Genomic DNA, 15539 nt, shown 5'->3' with positions numbered 1-15539 from the left:
AACGGACCCACACGCCTGGCAATCCCAGGGCTGTGGCGTACAACCTGGAGTTAGATCCTCAGTCGGTGGGCATCTGAGTCCGCCGGAGGCGCCGTCGGGGTCGCCCTTCGCTTAAGGAGTTCAGGCGAGGGCGACGTTACCAATATCCATTCAGATGTGGGAGTGTCGTTGTGCCGACAGTAGTGAGCCAAGATTTGCCGCAGCGAAAGGGTCGGGCCGTGTCTGAAGTCGGGTTCCCGCGTTTGCTGAGCATGGGGGCTGGTGGGCGTGCGGTGGGGAGAGCGCACGTCTTTCACGTCCGCGAGGACGTGCTTCGAGCTGTTCCTGCTGGGCTGCGGAGGCTGTGATGACCGACGACCGAAGACCGTCTGAGCTGCACCCCAACCGCGACCCGTCCGGGACGCCCCCACTGCCCGACGGCCACTGGGTGCGAGCGAGTCGCCCCCCGGACCCGAGCCTACTCACCACCCGGCAGAAACTGACGGCAGTGCTGGTGGTGGTGATCGTTGTTGCCGCTGTCGTAATCGGCGTGCTCCGGTGACGAGGTCGAAAGAATCTCCCGGCTAACTCCGGAGGAGGGCTAAACTTCGCGCCCCTATGCCGCACTGTTGGCCGCATTTGGCCACCCGGCCGGGAAACATCAGAATGCCCACGCTAAATGCGCCCCCAACGGGCGCCCCGTCGAAGGAGTGCCCGCGCTACGCCTCGGCGCATCCGTTTCGACGCGCCCGGTAGCCAGGTAGGCGGCGGACCTCATCCGGCCAACAGCCTGTCGATGTCCGCCATCGGGGAATTTAAGCAGGTCGCGGATGGGCTGGTCAGGTACCTGCCCCGGTCCGGTCGCTCGTTGCGGCAGTCGTCTACCGTCGGCCTGTGACGATGAGCGACGAGGAATTGGCCGTCATCCGTCGGCGACCGGCGTACCAATCAGGCTTGTGGTTGGGGCGGCTGGCCATCGTGCCGCAGCTGGTGCCGTTCGCCGTCGTTGCCCTGGCTGATGACATCAGCTTGGCAGCTGCGGTTTTCTCCTACGCTTGGCTTTCTCTGGTCATGCTGGCCGGCGCGTTCCTACTTCTCCGGCGTGCCGGAGTTCCCTTCGACCGACAGGGTTGGTCGGTGGGAACGGCCGCAGAGCCCAAGCTCAACGAGGCCCTGAGGGCAGACCTCCTCTTCCGGCGAAGGTGACCGCTTCGCCCGACCGTGCTACCTGGCTGCGCCGATAGCTGGCCGGCCTCGACCGGCTGCGGCGGTACGACCTGCGGCATGCTTGCTGGGTGGGAGAGGCGATCTTCAACCACGAATAGCCGCACCACGTATAGCCCCAGGAGGCCGGTTCGGCGGAAAGGAAGTGCCTGTGCGCCCGGCAGGATTCGAACCTGCGGCCTTGGGATTAGAAGTCCCCTGCTCTATCCGCTGAGCTACGGGCGCGTGCCGCGGAGTGGTGCCCGAGAAGGGTACCGCCGCAGGCCCGGTCGGCGGAGGAGCGGGTGGTGGTGACCGGCGCCTGGCGGCGATCAGGCTGGCGGTGCCTTTGACTTCGCCTCGGCGGCCTGGCGGGGCGTCGGTGGCGCCGCCTGCGCTGTCGGGCGTCCGCTGTCGATTCTGCCGGCGCCGAGGAATCCGTCGGCCCATCGTCCGACCTCCGTCAGGACCCTGTCGCGGACGGTGGGCGCGGAGAGCGTGAGGTCGTGTAGGCCGCCGTCGACCCGGAGTAGGGTGACGTGCCGGCCGAGCCGGGGCGCCCAGCGCGCCATGTGCTCCACATCCAGCACCGAGTCGGCGCTGGCGGCCGCCTCCCGCCACCTGAACCCCTTGAAGCTGCGCGCCGAGGCGGCCACGAGCGTCGGTGCCGGGATGTTCAGCCCAGCGTGGAGCTGTTGCTGGCCCCGCCGGATCGCGGCCAGCCAGCCCGCCCGGATCGGGAAGCCGCCGAGTGGTTTCCAGGCGAGGTCGTAGTTCCACTCGCCGCGGTGGTTGGCGTGCAGGCTCTCGCCGTAGACGGTGCTGAGGCCGTTGGCGAGGGTGCGCTTGGGTGACCGGTGCGCCAGACGGGCGACGGCCGCCGCTGCGGGGCGCCGCAGCACCCAGGGGAGATTCAGGTCGAAGAAGGGGCTGTTGAGGAAGAGCCCGTCAACCACACCGGTGTCCCGCCGGGCGTGCGCCCAGAGCGAGACGATCAGGCCGCCGGTGGAGTGGCCCATGCCGAGCACGGTGTCGTGCCCGTCATCCGATCTGATGATCTCTGCGGCGGCGTCCAACTCCGCGAAGTAGTCACCGAGGTCCAGGCAGAAGTTCGCCGTCTGGTGCGGGAGCAGGCTGCGACCGTACTTGCGTAGGTCCAGGGCGTAGAAGTCCCAGCCCTGGGCGGCGAAGTGATCGGCGACGTGGGTCTGGAAGAAGTAGTCGACGTACCCGTGCACGTAGAGCACCGCACGGTTGGTGGGCCGCTCGGCGCGGCGGCGCACCAAGGTCGCCACCACGGGCCCCTCGTCGTCGGTGCCCAGGTCGATTGTGTGCCGCTCGTAGGGCGGCCCCAGCACGTCCGGTTCCACGACTGCGACGGTACGCCGGCCAGCTACCGGACGGTAGCCCTCCTCCCGGCGTGGTGCGGGAGGAGGGCCGGGTGCGTTCCGAGCTGGTGGCGGTCCGGGCCGTCAGTCGTCGGGGTCCTGTGCTGCCTTGGGCGGCGGGGTGGTGTCGCGCAGGTGCTTGTTGTGCCGGGGTTCCTGTCGGGTCTTCGCGTCGTTGAGGCGGCGGCGGAGGTCGTCCCGGACGTCGTTGAGTGCCGCCTGCAGGTCCTCCTCCGCCGAGGTGGTGACGATCTTCTGCCGGCCGGCGATCCAGCACTCCAGGGTGACCTTCTGCCCCTTCGTCTCCCGGTTCTTGACCGACACCTCCAGCTCGGTGGCGTCGGCGTGGAAGCTGGCGAGCCGGGCATCGAGCATGTGGAAATGGTCGGCGATCCAGGCCCGATCGCCCTGCGCGAAGCCGGCCCCCACCCGGAGGCACTCGTTGACGGTGGCCGGGTTGGTGACCCCGCTCATGACTGCGCCTGGCCGGTGCCGGTGGTGATCGTTATCATGATCACTGACCCCTTCGTCCGGTTACGTTCTTTCTGATCCAGGTGTACCCAGTTTTTTCCGTTCCGGAACATGGTCAATTCTGCTGCTCGCTCCGCTGCTGTCCCAGGGCCAGAGGCCCCTAGCACACGGGCCTTTGAACAGGTCGTTGTCCACACCCTGCTCTGTTGTCCACAGCTCACCCCAGTGCGATGGCGGTGCCCGACGGGGCCGGACAGGCTCAGGTTTGCGCAATCGCGATGACAACCTGACCCGGGAGGGACGATGTTCGACACCCACGTCACGGTGATCGGCACTGCGGTGACCGCACCCGAGTGGCGGCGCACCAGCCAGAGCCAGACCCTGGTGGCCAACTTCAAGGTGGCCTCCACCGCGCGCCGCCTCGACCGCGAGAGCGGTCGCTGGGTTGACGGCAACAGCCTCCGCCTTCGGGTCAACTGCTGGCGTCGGCTCGCCGAGGGGGTCGTGACCTCGGTGATGGTCGGCGACCCGGTGATCGTTTCGGGGCGGCTCCACACCCGGGACTGGACCGACGATGCCGGCAGCCACCGGACCCACTACGAACTGGAAGCCGTCGCGGTCGGGCACGACCTCTCCCGCGGCCGGGGTCGGTTTCTGCGTAACCGACCGGTGGTCACGAACAGCGCAACGGCGGACCCCACAGCCGATTCCACGGCGGCCGATCCCTTGGTGGATGCCACAGCGGAACTGCGGGTGCCCGGTGCGCAGACCGGGTCGGCATCGGTTGCTCCCGCCAACCAGCAGGTTGACCAGCCAGTCGACGAGGAGGTCGAGCTGCCCGCGCTGCCCGACCTCCTGCCCGTTTCCGGTGCTGACGTGGATCTCCTGGACGCCCCGATTGCTGACCCGGGCCGGGGCGACGCTGGTTCTGGTCAGACCGACGAGTCGCCCTCAGCCGAGAGCACGCCTGGGCCAGCAGAGGCGATCGACGGAGCCAGCCAGATCGATTCGGCCGGCCGGAGCGCAGAGCCGGCACCCAGCGGTAGCCGAGCCCGACGGGACCGCGGCCGAGTGTCCGTTTGACAGCGACCAGTCTCGGGCGGGGGTTGGTGCCGGCCGGCGAAGGTCCGGTGGGAAAGGGCGCGACGGGGGCGGGGTGCCGGCTGGCGTAGCCGTCACCCCGTGCGTCCACCGGGCTGTCACCCCACCTGTTCACGGGCTGGCACCCAGCCTGCCCGGCGGGCCGCCACCCGCCCGGTGCCATCTTCGTCCGGATCGCCGCCCGGCTCGGTCCGCCGCCGCGGGAGCGAGCGAGACGGTCGGGCGGGCCGGACGTGGGGCTCGGCTACGCTGACCGGCCGGAGGTGATGGCCGGTGCGGCAGGCGACGGTAGCGGGGCTCGTCGCGGGATACGCGGTGGACGCGCTGGTCGGCGACCCTCGTCGCTGGCACCCGGTGGCCGGGTTCGGCCGTGCGGCGAGTGCCCTGGAGCGGCGGATCTACCGGCCGGACCGGGCGGCCGGGGCGGCCTACACCGCGCTGGCGGTGGGAGTGCCGGTGGCGCTCGGTGCCGCGGCGACGGTCGCCACCCGAGGGCGCCCCTTTGCGCGGGGCGCGGTCGTGGCTGCCGGCACCTGGGCTGTGCTCGGCGGGCGCACGTTGCGCCGGGAGGCAGCGGTGCTCGGTGCGGCGCTGGGCGATGGTGACCTGCCGTCGGCCCGGCAACGCCTGGGACACCTCTGCGGGCGGGACCCCTCAACGCTGGACGAGCCGGAGCTGGCCCGCGCCGCCGTCGAATCGGTGGCCGAGAACACCTCCGACGCTGTCGTCGCCCCGTTGCTCTGGGGCGCGGTCGCCGGCCTGCCCGGGCTGCTGGGCTACCGGGCGGCAAACACCCTCGACGCGATGGTTGGCCACCGCTCCTCCCGGTACGCGCGCTTCGGCACCCCTGCGGCCCGCCTCGATGACCTGCTCAACCTCGTTCCATCCCGGCTGACCGGACTGCTGACGGTCGCCGCGGCGCCGCTGGTCCAAGGGGACCGGGAGCGGGCCTGGCGGGTCTGGCGCCGGGACCGGAACGACCACCCCAGTCCCAACGCCGGGCAGTGCGAAGCGGCGGTCGCCGGGGCGCTCGGTGTCCGGCTCGGCGGACGCAACGTCTACGCCGGCCGGGTCGAGGTACGCCCGTTCCTCGGCGACGGACCCCGTCCAGACGCGAGCCACCTTCCTCGGGTGGCCCGCGCCTCCGCCGCCGTCGGGCTCGCCACGCTCGGGCTCGCGGCGACGTACCCGTTGACCGTGGGGCGTCTGCTCTCCGCCGTGGGCCGCCGGGCGATCAGCGGCGGGCAACGGGCCGCAGGCGGGTGGCGACGGTGAGCGGCGGACTGCTGGTCACCGGGACCACCTCGGACGCCGGCAAGAGCGTCCTCACCGCCGGGATCTGCCGCTGGCTGCACCGGCAGGGCGTCCGGGTGGCGCCGTTCAAGGCGCAGAACATGTCCAACAACTCGGCGGTGGTGGTCGGCCCGGACGGGCGCGGCGGTGAGATCGGCCGGGCGCAGGCGATGCAGGCAGCGGCCTGCGGCCTCGCCCCGGAGCTGCGGTTCAACCCGGTGCTGCTCAAACCGGGCAGCGACCGGAGCAGCCAGGTGGTGCTGCTCGGCGAGGCGGTCGACACCCTCACCGCCGGCTCGTTCCGGCAGCTTCGCCCCCGCCTCGCCGAAACCGCGTACGCGGCCCTGGCTGACCTGCGGGCGGCCTACGACGTGGTGATCTGCGAGGGGGCGGGTAGCCCGGCGGAGATCAACCTGCGGGCCGGGGACTACGTCAACATGGGGCTGGCACGGCACGCCGAGCTGCCCGCGATCGTGGTCGGGGACATCGACCGGGGCGGGGTGTTCGCCTCCATGTTCGGCACGGTGGCCCTGCTGGAGCAAGCCGACCAGGCGTTGGTCGCCGGGTTCGTCATCAACAAGTTCCGCGGCGACCCGGGCCTGTTGGCGCCGGGCCTGGACATGCTGCGCCAGGTCACCGGAAGGCCCACCTACGGGGTGCTGCCCTGGTCGCTTGACCTCTGGCTCGACGCGGAGGACTCGCTGGCGTACGGGCGGGTACTCGGCCGTCCGGCCGCGCCCCACGGCCAGGACTGGCTGGACGTGGCCGTGGTCCGGCTGCCCCGGATCAGCAACGCCACCGACGTCGAGGCGCTCGCCACCGAGCCGGGCGTGCGGGTGCGGCTCACCGTCGAGCCCGCCGAGCTCGCCGCCGCCGACCTGGTCGTGCTGCCCGGTTCCAAGGCAACGGTGGCGGACCTGGCCTGGCTGCGCCAGACCGGCCTCGCGGATGCCGTGCTCGCCCACGCCGCCGCCGGGCGGCCCCTGCTCGGCATCTGTGGAGGCTTCCAGATGCTCGGCCGCCGCATCCACGACCCGGTGGAGAGCGGGCAGGGCAGCGTAGGCGGCCTGGGGTTGTTGCCGGTCGAGGTGACCTTCGACCGAAGCAAGACGGTCCGGCAGTCGGCCGGCACCGGGTGGGACGGCATTCCGGTCCGCGGCTACGAGATCCACCACGGGTACGTCTCGGCCACCGACCCTGAGCTCGCCGCGCTCTTCACGTACGCCGACGGCACCGGTGAGGGCGCGATCGCCGGGGCGGTGTACGGCACCCACTGGCATGGCGCGTTCGAGTCGGACGGGTTCCGCCGCCGTTTCCTGACCGAGGTGGCCCGCCAAGCGGGGCGACACGGGTTCCGGGCGGACCCGGACACCTCCTTCGCCGGCGCCCGCGAACGTTCCCTGAACCTGCTCGGGGATCTGGTCGAGGAGCACCTGGACACCGCCGCACTGTGGCGGCTGATCGAAACCGGACCGCCGCCCGGCCTGCCGTTCATCCCGCCGGGCGCACCCGACGGGGACCCGGCGACCTGACGGGCAGCCGGCTGACGGGGGCCGCCGGGCGGGCAGCCGCCTGACGGGCGCCGGCTGGCTAACGGGAGCCGGCCGTCTGCTGGGCACCCGCTGGCTAACGGGAGCCGGCCGTCTGCTGGGCACCCGCTGGCTAACGGGGAGGCGGTCCCGGTGTCAGTCGCGGATGTCGGCGGGCCGGTCAGAGAGTGGGAGTCCCGCCTCCCGCCAGGCCTGTACCCCTCCGATGATGTCGGTGGCGCGACGTAGGCCCAACGCGCGTAGGCCCGCCACCGCCAGGCTGGAGCTGTAGCCCTCCCGGCACGCCACCACGACCTCCCGGTCGTACCGGGTGGCCTCCGGGATCCGCCAGGTACTGGCCGGGTCCAGCCGCCACTCCAGCACCGCCCGTTCGATGACGATCGCACCGGGCAGCTCACCCTGCTCCGCCCGCTGCCGTTCGGTGCGGGTGTCGATCAGCAACGCCCCGGCGCGGATCGCCTCGACGGCCTGGTGCGGGGTCAGCCGGCGCACTCCGGCGCGGGCCTGCTCCAACAGGGCGTCAACGCCTGGACTCATCACGCTGTGGGACACCAGCCGATCATGCCGCCCGCGCCCGGCCACGCGCGGTCGAACGGCGTCGGCCAGCGGCACGACCGCCCGAACGGGCGACGGACCGAGGTGGCGCGGCTCCGCCGCCGGATACGGTCAGGCCGTGGCGGTAGCGGTGATGGAGTCATACGCCCGGCTGGCAGAGCGGGTGTGTGCGGCGCCGGCGCGGTTGGGAAAGACCCGGCTGGTGGCGGTGGATGGACCCAGCGGCGCGGGCAAGAGCTGGTTCACGGGGCGGCTCGCCGATGCGCTCGCCGCCGGGCCTGGTCGGGCCCGCCCGGTGGTGATACACACCGACGACCTGCTCGACGGCTGGACTGATCAGCTCACCTTCTGGTCCCGGCTGGAGGAGTGGGTGCTGGCGCCGGTGCGGGCGGGGCGGGCGGGGGAGTACCGGCGGTTCAGCTGGGTCCGGCGGTCGTTCCTGCCCCGCCCGGTGCCGGTGCCGGTGTCGCCGGTCCTGCTGCTGGAAGGGGTGAGTGCGGCGCGTGCCGCGGTGGCACCGGAGTTGAGCCTCGCCGTGTTCGTGACCGCCCCGGCGCAGCTGCGGCTCACCCGCGCGGTGACCCGGGATGGCCCGGGGATTCTGCCGGAGCTGCGTCGCTGGCACGCGGGCGAGCGGGCCCACTTCGCCGCCGACGGCACCTGCGGACGGGCGGACCTGGTGGTGGACGGCGCGCCGGTGTTGCCCCACGACCGCGCCCGGTACTACCTGCGGCGAGGCCGGTCGGTAAGGCCGGCATACGATGCCGGTCATGACAACACCGATCATGTCCGAGTCTGACCTGCGGGCCGCGCTCGAGCGGGAGCTGCCCGGCGTCCGGGCGGACCTCGAGCGCCTCGTCCGGATCCCGAGTATCGCGTTCGACGGCTTCGACCACACTCACGTGGAGCGTTCCGCGGCAGCGGTCGCGGAGTTGCTGCGGGACTGCGGCCTTGAGGTGCGGCTGGCCCGGTCTGGCGGGCAGCCGGCCGTGATCGGGACGAAGGCGGCGCCGCCCGGTGCCCCGACCGTGCTGCTCTACGCCCACCACGACGTCCAGCCGGTCGGTGACCGGTCGTTGTGGGAGTCGGACCCGTTCGAGCCGGTGGAGCGGGACGGCCGCCTCTACGGCCGTGGCGCCGCCGACGACAAGGCGGGCATCATGGCGCACATCGCGGCGCTGCGGGCATTCGGTGACTCGCTGCCGGTGGGCGTCGTGCTGTTCATCGAGGGTGAGGAGGAGTACGGCTCTGACTCGCTGGAAGGGCTGCTCACCGAGTACCGGGACGAGATCGCCTCGGATGTCATCGTGATCGCCGACTCCACCAACTGGGACATCGGTGTGCCGGCGCTGACCACGTCGCTGCGCGGGATCGTGAACTGCTTCGTCGAGGTCCGCACGCTGGAGCACGCCGTACACAGCGGCATGTACGGCGGCCCGGTGCCGGACGGGCTGACGGCGCTGGCCCGGCTGCTCGCCACCCTGCACGACGACGCTGGGAACGTGGCCGTGGACGGGTTGGTCAGCCGCGGCGGTGCGGCGGTGGACTATCCGGAGGACCGCTTCCGCGCCGAGGCGGGGCTGGCGCAGGGCGTGCAGTTCATCGGCACCGATCAGATCACGGACCGGCTCTGGACCAAGCCGGCCCTGGCGGTACTCGGCATCGACGCCCCGGCCACCGGGGAGGCGCCGAACGCCCTGGTCCCGGCCGCGAAGGCCAAGCTGAGTCTGCGACTGGCACCGGGTGATGACCCCAAGCGGGCGTACGCGGCGCTTCGCGCGCACCTGAGCAAGAACGCTCCGTGGGGCGCGCAGGTGTCGGTCACCCTGGAGCACGACGGCGACCCGAGCCGCATCGACGCCTCCGGCCCGATGTTTGACGCGGCTCGCTCCGCGTTCCGTACCGCCTGGGATGGCACCGACCCGGTGGATATCGGGGTCGGTGGTTCGATCCCGTTCATCGCCACGTTCCAGGAGATGTTCCCGCAGGCCGCGATCCTGGTGACCGGGGTGGAAGATCCGTACGCCCAGGCGCACGGCCCGAACGAGAGCCTGCACCTGGGGGAGTTCGCCCGGGTGTGCCTGGCCGAGGCGCTGTTGCTGCGTAACGTGGCCACCGCCGGGCGGGACTGAGCCCCAGCACGGTCTGCGGGCGGGGCGCGTCGGCGGTGGGTGGATCCCGTCGGCGTGTTCCCGGCCGTCGTGAGTGTCGGAATCATAACGTCCTGTTCTGGCTGGGCGTTTCCGGCGTGTCGGTCACCGGGTTGGGATAGCCTTCGTACATGAGTACGAACGAGGTGATGGCCCGCCTGGAGGCCGCCGTCAGTGCTTTGGGAGATGTTGACGTCTCCGCGTGGTCCGATGAGTCACTCAAGGAGCGGCTCGGTCAGCTCTCTGTCGCGCTGGTCGCACTCGATTCGACGCTCGCCCGGGTCGCTGACGGGGTGCGCGCCCGGGGCCTGCGCATCGAGGAGCCCGTTTCGTTCTGATGCCCGCCGGCCGGCGCCAGCCGCCCGGTGTCCGCCGGCCGGCGCGCGCCGCCCGCCGGTGCGGCGGCGCGGACGCGCACCGAGGCGGTTCCCCGGCCGTGCCAGCTTCGTACCCGATGATCAGGTCAAGGTTGCTTCGGCGGTCCGGTCGGTGGGACGTTCGCGCACCACGCCGGCCCGTCGCTGGGCCTCCCGCCGGGCGAAGTAGCCGAAGCCGAGCAGCGTCATCCCGGCGAAGATCCACCACTGTACGACGTACCCGTAGTTCTGCCAGTTGTTCGTGTAGCCGACCGGGACCGTCTTGAAGGTCGGGTCGGCGGCGGGGGTCTGCTGATCGAGCAGCACATACCCGCCGTAGATCGGGTACGGCAGCTCCCCGGCCAGTTTGGGCAGGCTGACGCGGCGGGTCTCCAGTTTGCCGTCGCGGCGGGTGACCGGGAGCGAACCGCCCTCACCGGCGCGGATGCGGCCGGTCACGGTGACCGTGCCGGCGGGGGTCGCGGGCACGGTCGGCTGGACGGTGGCGTCCCCGCCCGGTGCGGGCGGGATCCAGCCCCGGTTGACCAGCACGGCCGTGCCGTCGGTCAGCAGGAGCGGGGTCAGTACCTCGAAGCCGACCGTACGGTCCAGTGAGCGCCCCCGGACCAGGATCACGTTCGCGGCGTCGTACCGTCCGGTGGCGTTGACCTTCGTCCAGGTTCGTTCGGTGGCGGGGGCGGGCCCGACGGTGCCGGTCTCCCCGGTCGGGGCGGCTACCGCCTCGGGCAGCGGCACCGGGTCCATCTGCTGGCCGGCGTCGATCTGTTCGTTGATCGCGGTGCGATCGTGGTAACGGGCCAGTTGCCAGTCGGCGAGCAACACCATGATCACCGCCGCTACCAGGGTCAGCGCGAGCGCGCCCAGCCAGCGTGGCGTCAGCAGGAACCGGTACACGGCCATGAGGTTACCCGTAGGCGTGGCGGGTCGATCGGTGCGACCACCGGTGGCCGCTGCCCCCTGCCCAGGTAGGCGTCCAGGGTCAGCCGACGATGGCGTCCGAGGGGGGTGTGAAGTCGCGGCTCGGTTGGTCCTCAAGCGCGTCGCGCAGGGTGTTCGCGACCGCATGGATGGGAATCTGCGACTGACCGTCACCGACGGCGTTGAAGGGGTTGTCCGGGTCGGAGATGAAGCTGGCCGCGGCCAGCTCGGGCGTGAAACCGACGAACCAGGCCGACCGGGTGCTGTCGGTGGTACCGGTCTTGCCGGCCACCGGGCGGCCCACGGTGCCGCGGACACTGTCCGCCGTTGACCAGCCGCCGCAGCCGCCCCGGGCTGGGGAGTCACCGGTGGGGCACCGCGCGGCGTCGGTCGCGGCCCGGGCAGCGTCGGCGCTGACCACCTGGCGACAGCGGGGCTTGGCGACCTCCCGCTCGATCCCGCCGGCGGTACGGAAGATCGCCGGGGCGCCGTCCCGGTTGTAGATCGCCTGCACCGGGATCGCCTCGCAGTAGCGGCCCTCGGCGGCGACGGCACCGTAGGCGTTCGCCATCTCCAGCGGGGTGGCGTCGGAGACCCCCAGGGTGAAGGCACCCCAGGTCTTCGCGTTCGCCGGCGCGGCGTGGTGTCGGTCCACATCGGTGCGCCAGCGCAGCCCCAGCTGTTCGGCGAGGCGTACCGCCCGGTCTGCCCCGACCTGCTCCTCAAGCCAGACAAAGTACGTGTTGACCGATTTACCGAAGCCGGACCACATGGTCTGCACACCGGACATGGCGCCGCTCGCGTTCGACGGGGCCCAGCCGTTGTAGACCTCCGACCGGTACCGGTACGGCGCGTTGAAGGTGGTGTTCAGGGTCATACCCGAATCGAGGGCGGCGAGCAGCGGGAACATCTTGAAGGTCGATCCTGCCTGGTAGCCGGGGAGGTCACCGCCGCCAAGCAGGGGTGCGACCGTGTTCGGGTAGCTGGCCTTGACCTTCGGGCCGACCTCCGGGTTGGAGCTGAGCGGATTCCCGTCCAGGTTCAGGGAGTAGGTCCGGTTCACCGCCATGGCCTTGAGCCGCCCGGTGCCGGGCTCCGTGACCACGATGCCGTTCGCGTACGGGCTGCCGGTTCTCCCCTTCGTGCCGACGTTCTTCTCCGCCGCCTCCTGAATCTTCGGGTCCACGCTGAGCACGATCCGGTACCCGCCCCGACGCAGCTTGTCCATCCGTTCCAGGCGGTTCTCGCCGAACGCGGGCTGCGCACTCCACCAGTTCTTCACGTAGTCGCAGATGAATCCCCAGCTGTTCCACTCCTGGGGCACCGAGGCGCAGTCGTTGGACGGGTAGCTCAGGGTCAGCTCGATCGGTTCGGACCTGGCGCTGGCGGCGGCGTCCGGTGAGAGGTATCCGAGGTCGGTCATCCGGTCCAGGATGTAGTTGCGGCGGGCGGTCGCCTCCTTCTGGTCGGAGCTGGCCGGGTCGAACCGGGATGGCGACTTGACCAGCCCGGCGAGGGTGGCGGCCTCGATCACGGAGAGGTCCTTCGGGGTCTTGGAGAAGTAGATCTCGCTGGCGGCGTAGATGCCGTAGGCGCGATGCCCGAAGTACGCGGAGTTGAGGTACCGCTCCAGGATCTGCTCCTTGGTCAGCTCCTTCTCCAGGTCCATGGCCAGCCGCATTTCCCGGATCTTGCGCAGGCTGGTCTGCTGGGTCGCCTCCTGTACCTCTTTCGGGGTCGTGGCGCTGTCCCGCAGGGCCATCCGGACGTACTGCATGGTGATGGTGGAGGCGCCCTGGGAGATGCCGCTGGAGCGGGCGTTGGCCACGAAGGCGCGGGCGATGCCCTTTGGGTCGACGCCGCTGTGCTGGTAGAAGCGGGCGTCCTCGGCGGCGATGACGGCCTGCTGGATGTTCGGCGACACGTCGGCGAGCTTGGTGTACTGCCGGTACTCCTCGTAGAACATCGTCAGGACGGTCTTGCCGTCCGGCGCGTACAGGTACGAGGTCTCGGCTGGCAGGGCCGTTTTGAGGATCTTGGTTTTGTGTTCCATCGCGTGCGCCGTGACCTTGGCGCCGATGCCGGCTGCGGCGGCGATCGGGTAGGCCAGGGCGGCGATGACGATGCCGGCGATGAGCCCGGCGCGGAGAAGTGGGACGAGACGACCGGCGGCAGCAAGGGGACGGTTGCTCACAGGGACAAGTTATGACATTTCCGATTCGTACTAGAGAAATATTCATTAATCCGTCGTTCGTGATGCGGCCCACGTCGCGATGAGCTGTGCCACGCGCCCCCTTCCCGGCAGGATCGCGGTCATGCGTACGCAGTCGAGCGGGGGAGCGGCCGCGCTGCCGGACAACCTGCCGGATGCCCCGGTGGACAACCCACCGGACGTCCCGGCGGCACCGGAGCTCGACCTTGGTCACCATGGCGATGTCGAGGCCGTACCCGGTCTGGTCGACCTCGCGGTGAACGTGCGCCAGGCGTCGATGCCGGACTGGCTGGCCGACCCGATCACCGCGGCCCTCGGTGACCTGGCGCGGTATCCGGACCCGGCTGCGGCGCGGGCCGCCGTCGCTGCCCGGCACGGTCGAGAACCGGCGCAGGTGCTGCTCACCGCCGGAGCGGCCGAGGGATTCGTGCTGATCGCCCAGGCGCTGCGGGGGGTCCGCCGCCCGGTGGTGGTGCACCCGCAGTTCACCGAGCCGGAGGCGGCCCTGCGTGCGGCCGGACACCGGGTCGAACGGGTGCTGCTCGACCCCGGCGACGGCTTCCGGCTCGACCCCGCCCAGGTCCCGGCCGATGCCGACCTGGTCCTGATCGGTAACCCCACGAACCCGACCTCGGTGCTGCACCCGGCCGCCGACCTGGCCGCGCTCGCCCGGCCCGGCCGGGTGCTCGTGGTGGACGAGGCGTTCGCCGACACCACCCTCGTGCCCGGAGTAGCCGGCGAGCCGGAGTCGCTTGCGGCCCGGTCCGACCTGCCCGGCCTGCTGGTGGTGCGGAGCCTCACCAAGACGTGGGGGCTGGCCGGGCTACGCGTCGGATACCTGCTCGGTGCGGTGGAACTGCTGGACCGCCTGGCCGCCGTGCAGCCGCTGTGGCCGGTCTCCAGTCCGGCCCTCGCTGCCGCGACAGCCTGCGCCGGCCCCGAAGCGGTGCGAGCTGAACGCCAGATCGCCGCCGACCTCGCCGCCGACCGCGACCACCTCCTCGCCCGGCTGGCGGCCCTACCGGGGGTACGTGTCGTCGGCCGGCCGGCGAGCGCCTTCGTCCTCGTCCACCACCCGGGCGCCCACGCGGTACGGCGTGCCCTGCGGGAGCGAGGCTGGGCAGTACGCCGCGGCGACACCTTCCCCGGGCTGGGGCCGGACTGGCTGCGGATCGCGGTCCGCGATCCGGCGACGACCGATGCGTTTACCACCGTGCTGGCCGAGATTCTGGAGGGATGATGCTGGAGACGACGAGAGCGGCGATCGGACCGCTCGACGAACAGGCGATGGCTGCCGCCGCTGACCTGCAGCGACGGCTGACCAAACCCGCGGGCTCCCTCGGGGCGCTCGAAGTTCTCTCCATTCGGCTCGCCGGCCTGGCCGGCACCTGCCCGCCGCCGCTGCCCGAGCCGGCCGCGGTGGCGATCTTCGCCGGAGACCACGGGGTGCACGCCCAGGGTGTGACGCCCTGGCCGCAGGAGGTCACCGGGCAGATGATCGGTAACTTCCTCGCCGGCGGGGCGGTGGTCAACGCGTTCGCCCGGCAGGCCGGCGCCGCGGTCACCGTCGTGGACGTCGGGGTCGCCACGCCGCCAACGCCGGTTGCGGCCGTACCGTCCGGGTCGGGTCCGGCCGGCGGCACCGGACCCCGGCTGGTCGAGGCGAACGTCCGGCGCGGTACCCGGGATCTGGCCGTCACCGCCGCCCTCACCCGGGAGGAGGCCCGGGCCGCGGTGGAGACGGGCATTCGGGTCGCCGGCGAACTCATCGATGCCGGCGCCGCCATCCTGCTCACCGGGGATATGGGTATCGGCAACACCACGCCGGCCGCCGCGCTGATCGCGGTCTTCGCCGAGGCGGACCCCGCCACGGTGACCGGTCGGGGCACCGGAGTGGACGATCCGACGTACCAGCGCAAGATCGAGGTGGTCCAGGCGGCGCTGCGCCGGCATCAGCCGGACCCGACGGACCCACTGGGTGTGCTCGCCGCGGTCGGTGGCCTGGAACACGCGGCCCTGGCCGGGCTGATTCTGGGCGCTGCCGCCCGCCGGGTGCCGGTGCTGCTCGACGGCGTCATCGCCGACTCCGCCGCGCTGGCCGCCGCAGCCTTCGCCCCGGCCGCCACCGGCGCGATGGTGGCCGGCCACCGATCGGTCGAGCCGGGGGCCACGGTGGCGTTGCGCCGGCTGGGGCTGACCCCCCTGGTCGACCTCGGGCTGCGCCTCGGCGAGGGCACCGGGGCGCTGCTGGCCCTGCCGGTGGTCACGGGTGCCGTCCGCGTGCTGCACGAGGTCGCCACGTTCGACTCGGCGGGGGTGGCGCAGAAATGAGTGCACTGCCC

The 15539-nt window shown here is 71.6% G+C and carries 15 protein-coding genes and 1 tRNA gene; 10 read left to right on the top strand and 6 right to left on the bottom strand.

From position 1 onward, the window contains the following. Window positions 1-346 precede the first annotated feature (346 nt). Window positions 347-541, top strand: a complete 195-nt coding sequence (locus tag H0524_RS02565; RefSeq protein WP_180197221.1) for a hypothetical protein — start codon at window positions 347-349, stop codon at window positions 539-541. 332 nt (window positions 542-873) lie between these two features. Further along, the gene (locus H0524_RS02560) at window positions 874-1185 is read left to right on the top strand and encodes a hypothetical protein (RefSeq protein ID WP_180197220.1); all 312 of its coding nucleotides are present in this window, start codon (window positions 874-876) and stop codon (window positions 1183-1185) included. 170 nt (window positions 1186-1355) lie between these two features. Here H0524_RS02560 and H0524_RS02555 read toward each other — a convergent pair. From H0524_RS02555 to H0524_RS02545, 3 genes are all read right to left on the bottom strand, one after another. Further along, window positions 1356-1428, bottom strand: a tRNA-Arg gene (locus H0524_RS02555). Window positions 1429-1514: 86 nt separating this feature from the next. Continuing rightward, window positions 1515-2552, bottom strand: coding sequence for an alpha/beta hydrolase (locus H0524_RS02550; RefSeq protein WP_180197219.1), 1038 nt, complete (start codon window positions 2550-2552; stop codon window positions 1515-1517). A gap of 102 nt (window positions 2553-2654) precedes the next feature. Beyond that, complete coding sequence (locus H0524_RS02545; RefSeq protein WP_180197218.1) at window positions 2655-3044, bottom strand: HPF/RaiA family ribosome-associated protein; 390 nt, start codon at window positions 3042-3044, stop codon at window positions 2655-2657. Between the two features lie 300 nt (window positions 3045-3344). On the opposite strand from H0524_RS02545, the gene H0524_RS02540 reads away from it, so the two are divergent. The 3 genes from H0524_RS02540 to H0524_RS02530 all read left to right on the top strand — a co-directional run bounded on the left by H0524_RS02540 (window position 3345) and on the right by H0524_RS02530 (window position 6967). Continuing rightward, window positions 3345-4124 (top strand): single-stranded DNA-binding protein, encoded by a 780-nt coding sequence (locus H0524_RS02540; protein WP_180197217.1) that lies wholly within the window; start codon window positions 3345-3347, stop codon window positions 4122-4124. Window positions 4125-4415: 291 nt separating this feature from the next. Further along, window positions 4416-5417 (top strand): cobalamin biosynthesis protein, encoded by a 1002-nt coding sequence (locus H0524_RS02535; protein WP_180197216.1) that lies wholly within the window; start codon window positions 4416-4418, stop codon window positions 5415-5417. Continuing rightward, window positions 5414-6967 carry a cobyric acid synthase gene (locus H0524_RS02530; protein ID WP_180197215.1) on the top strand — a complete coding sequence of 518 codons (1554 nt, stop codon included), beginning with the start codon at window positions 5414-5416 and terminating at the stop codon, window positions 6965-6967. The genes H0524_RS02535 and H0524_RS02530 overlap by 4 nt, the downstream gene beginning before the upstream one ends. A 153-nt stretch (window positions 6968-7120) precedes the next feature. Here H0524_RS02530 and H0524_RS02525 read toward each other — a convergent pair whose 3' ends face one another. Next, window positions 7121-7597 carry a rhodanese-like domain-containing protein gene (locus tag H0524_RS02525; RefSeq protein ID WP_018727800.1) on the bottom strand — a complete coding sequence of 159 codons (477 nt, stop codon included), beginning with the start codon at window positions 7595-7597 and terminating at the stop codon, window positions 7121-7123. 61 nt (window positions 7598-7658) lie between these two features. Between H0524_RS02525 and H0524_RS02520 the strand changes: the two genes are divergently transcribed. The 3 genes from H0524_RS02520 (at window position 7659) to H0524_RS02510 (ending at window position 10028) form a co-directional block, all read left to right on the top strand. Further along, window positions 7659-8339, top strand: coding sequence for a uridine kinase (locus H0524_RS02520; protein ID WP_180197214.1), 681 nt, complete (start codon window positions 7659-7661; stop codon window positions 8337-8339). Then, window positions 8326-9672 (top strand): dipeptidase, encoded by a 1347-nt coding sequence (locus H0524_RS02515; RefSeq protein WP_180197595.1) that lies wholly within the window; start codon window positions 8326-8328, stop codon window positions 9670-9672. Before H0524_RS02520 ends, H0524_RS02515 begins: the two co-directional genes overlap by 14 nt. Window positions 9673-9821: 149 nt before the next feature. Then, window positions 9822-10028 carry a hypothetical protein gene (locus tag H0524_RS02510; RefSeq protein ID WP_018216694.1) on the top strand — a complete coding sequence of 69 codons (207 nt, stop codon included), beginning with the start codon at window positions 9822-9824 and terminating at the stop codon, window positions 10026-10028. Between the two features lie 120 nt (window positions 10029-10148). On the opposite strand, the gene H0524_RS02505 is transcribed toward H0524_RS02510, so the two are convergent. Both H0524_RS02505 and H0524_RS02500 read right to left on the bottom strand, forming a co-directional pair. After that, a complete protein-coding gene (locus H0524_RS02505) occupies window positions 10149-10967 on the bottom strand; it encodes an SURF1 family protein (protein ID WP_180197213.1) in 819 nt (272 codons plus the stop codon). A gap of 79 nt (window positions 10968-11046) precedes the next feature. Continuing rightward, window positions 11047-13179 (bottom strand): transglycosylase domain-containing protein, encoded by a 2133-nt coding sequence (locus H0524_RS02500; RefSeq protein ID WP_180197212.1) that lies wholly within the window; start codon window positions 13177-13179, stop codon window positions 11047-11049. Window positions 13180-13300: 121 nt separating this feature from the next. On the opposite strand from H0524_RS02500, the gene cobC reads away from it, so the two are divergent. Continuing rightward, window positions 13301-14437 carry an Rv2231c family pyridoxal phosphate-dependent protein CobC gene (gene cobC, locus H0524_RS02495; protein WP_255435756.1) on the top strand — a complete coding sequence of 379 codons (1137 nt, stop codon included), beginning with the start codon at window positions 13301-13303 and terminating at the stop codon, window positions 14435-14437. Next, window positions 14437-15528, top strand: a complete 1092-nt coding sequence (gene cobT, locus H0524_RS02490; RefSeq protein WP_180197593.1) for a nicotinate-nucleotide--dimethylbenzimidazole phosphoribosyltransferase — start codon at window positions 14437-14439, stop codon at window positions 15526-15528. Before cobC ends, cobT begins: the two co-directional genes overlap by 1 nt. The last annotated feature ends 11 nt before the right edge of the window (window positions 15529-15539 follow it).

This window comes from Salinispora sp. H7-4 (assembly GCF_013416675.1).
Lineage (GTDB): Bacteria > Actinomycetota > Actinomycetes > Mycobacteriales > Micromonosporaceae > Micromonospora > Micromonospora vitiensis.
The sequence above is the reverse complement of the archived record's forward strand: the minus strand, read 5'-3'. Positions and strand labels throughout refer to the sequence as shown.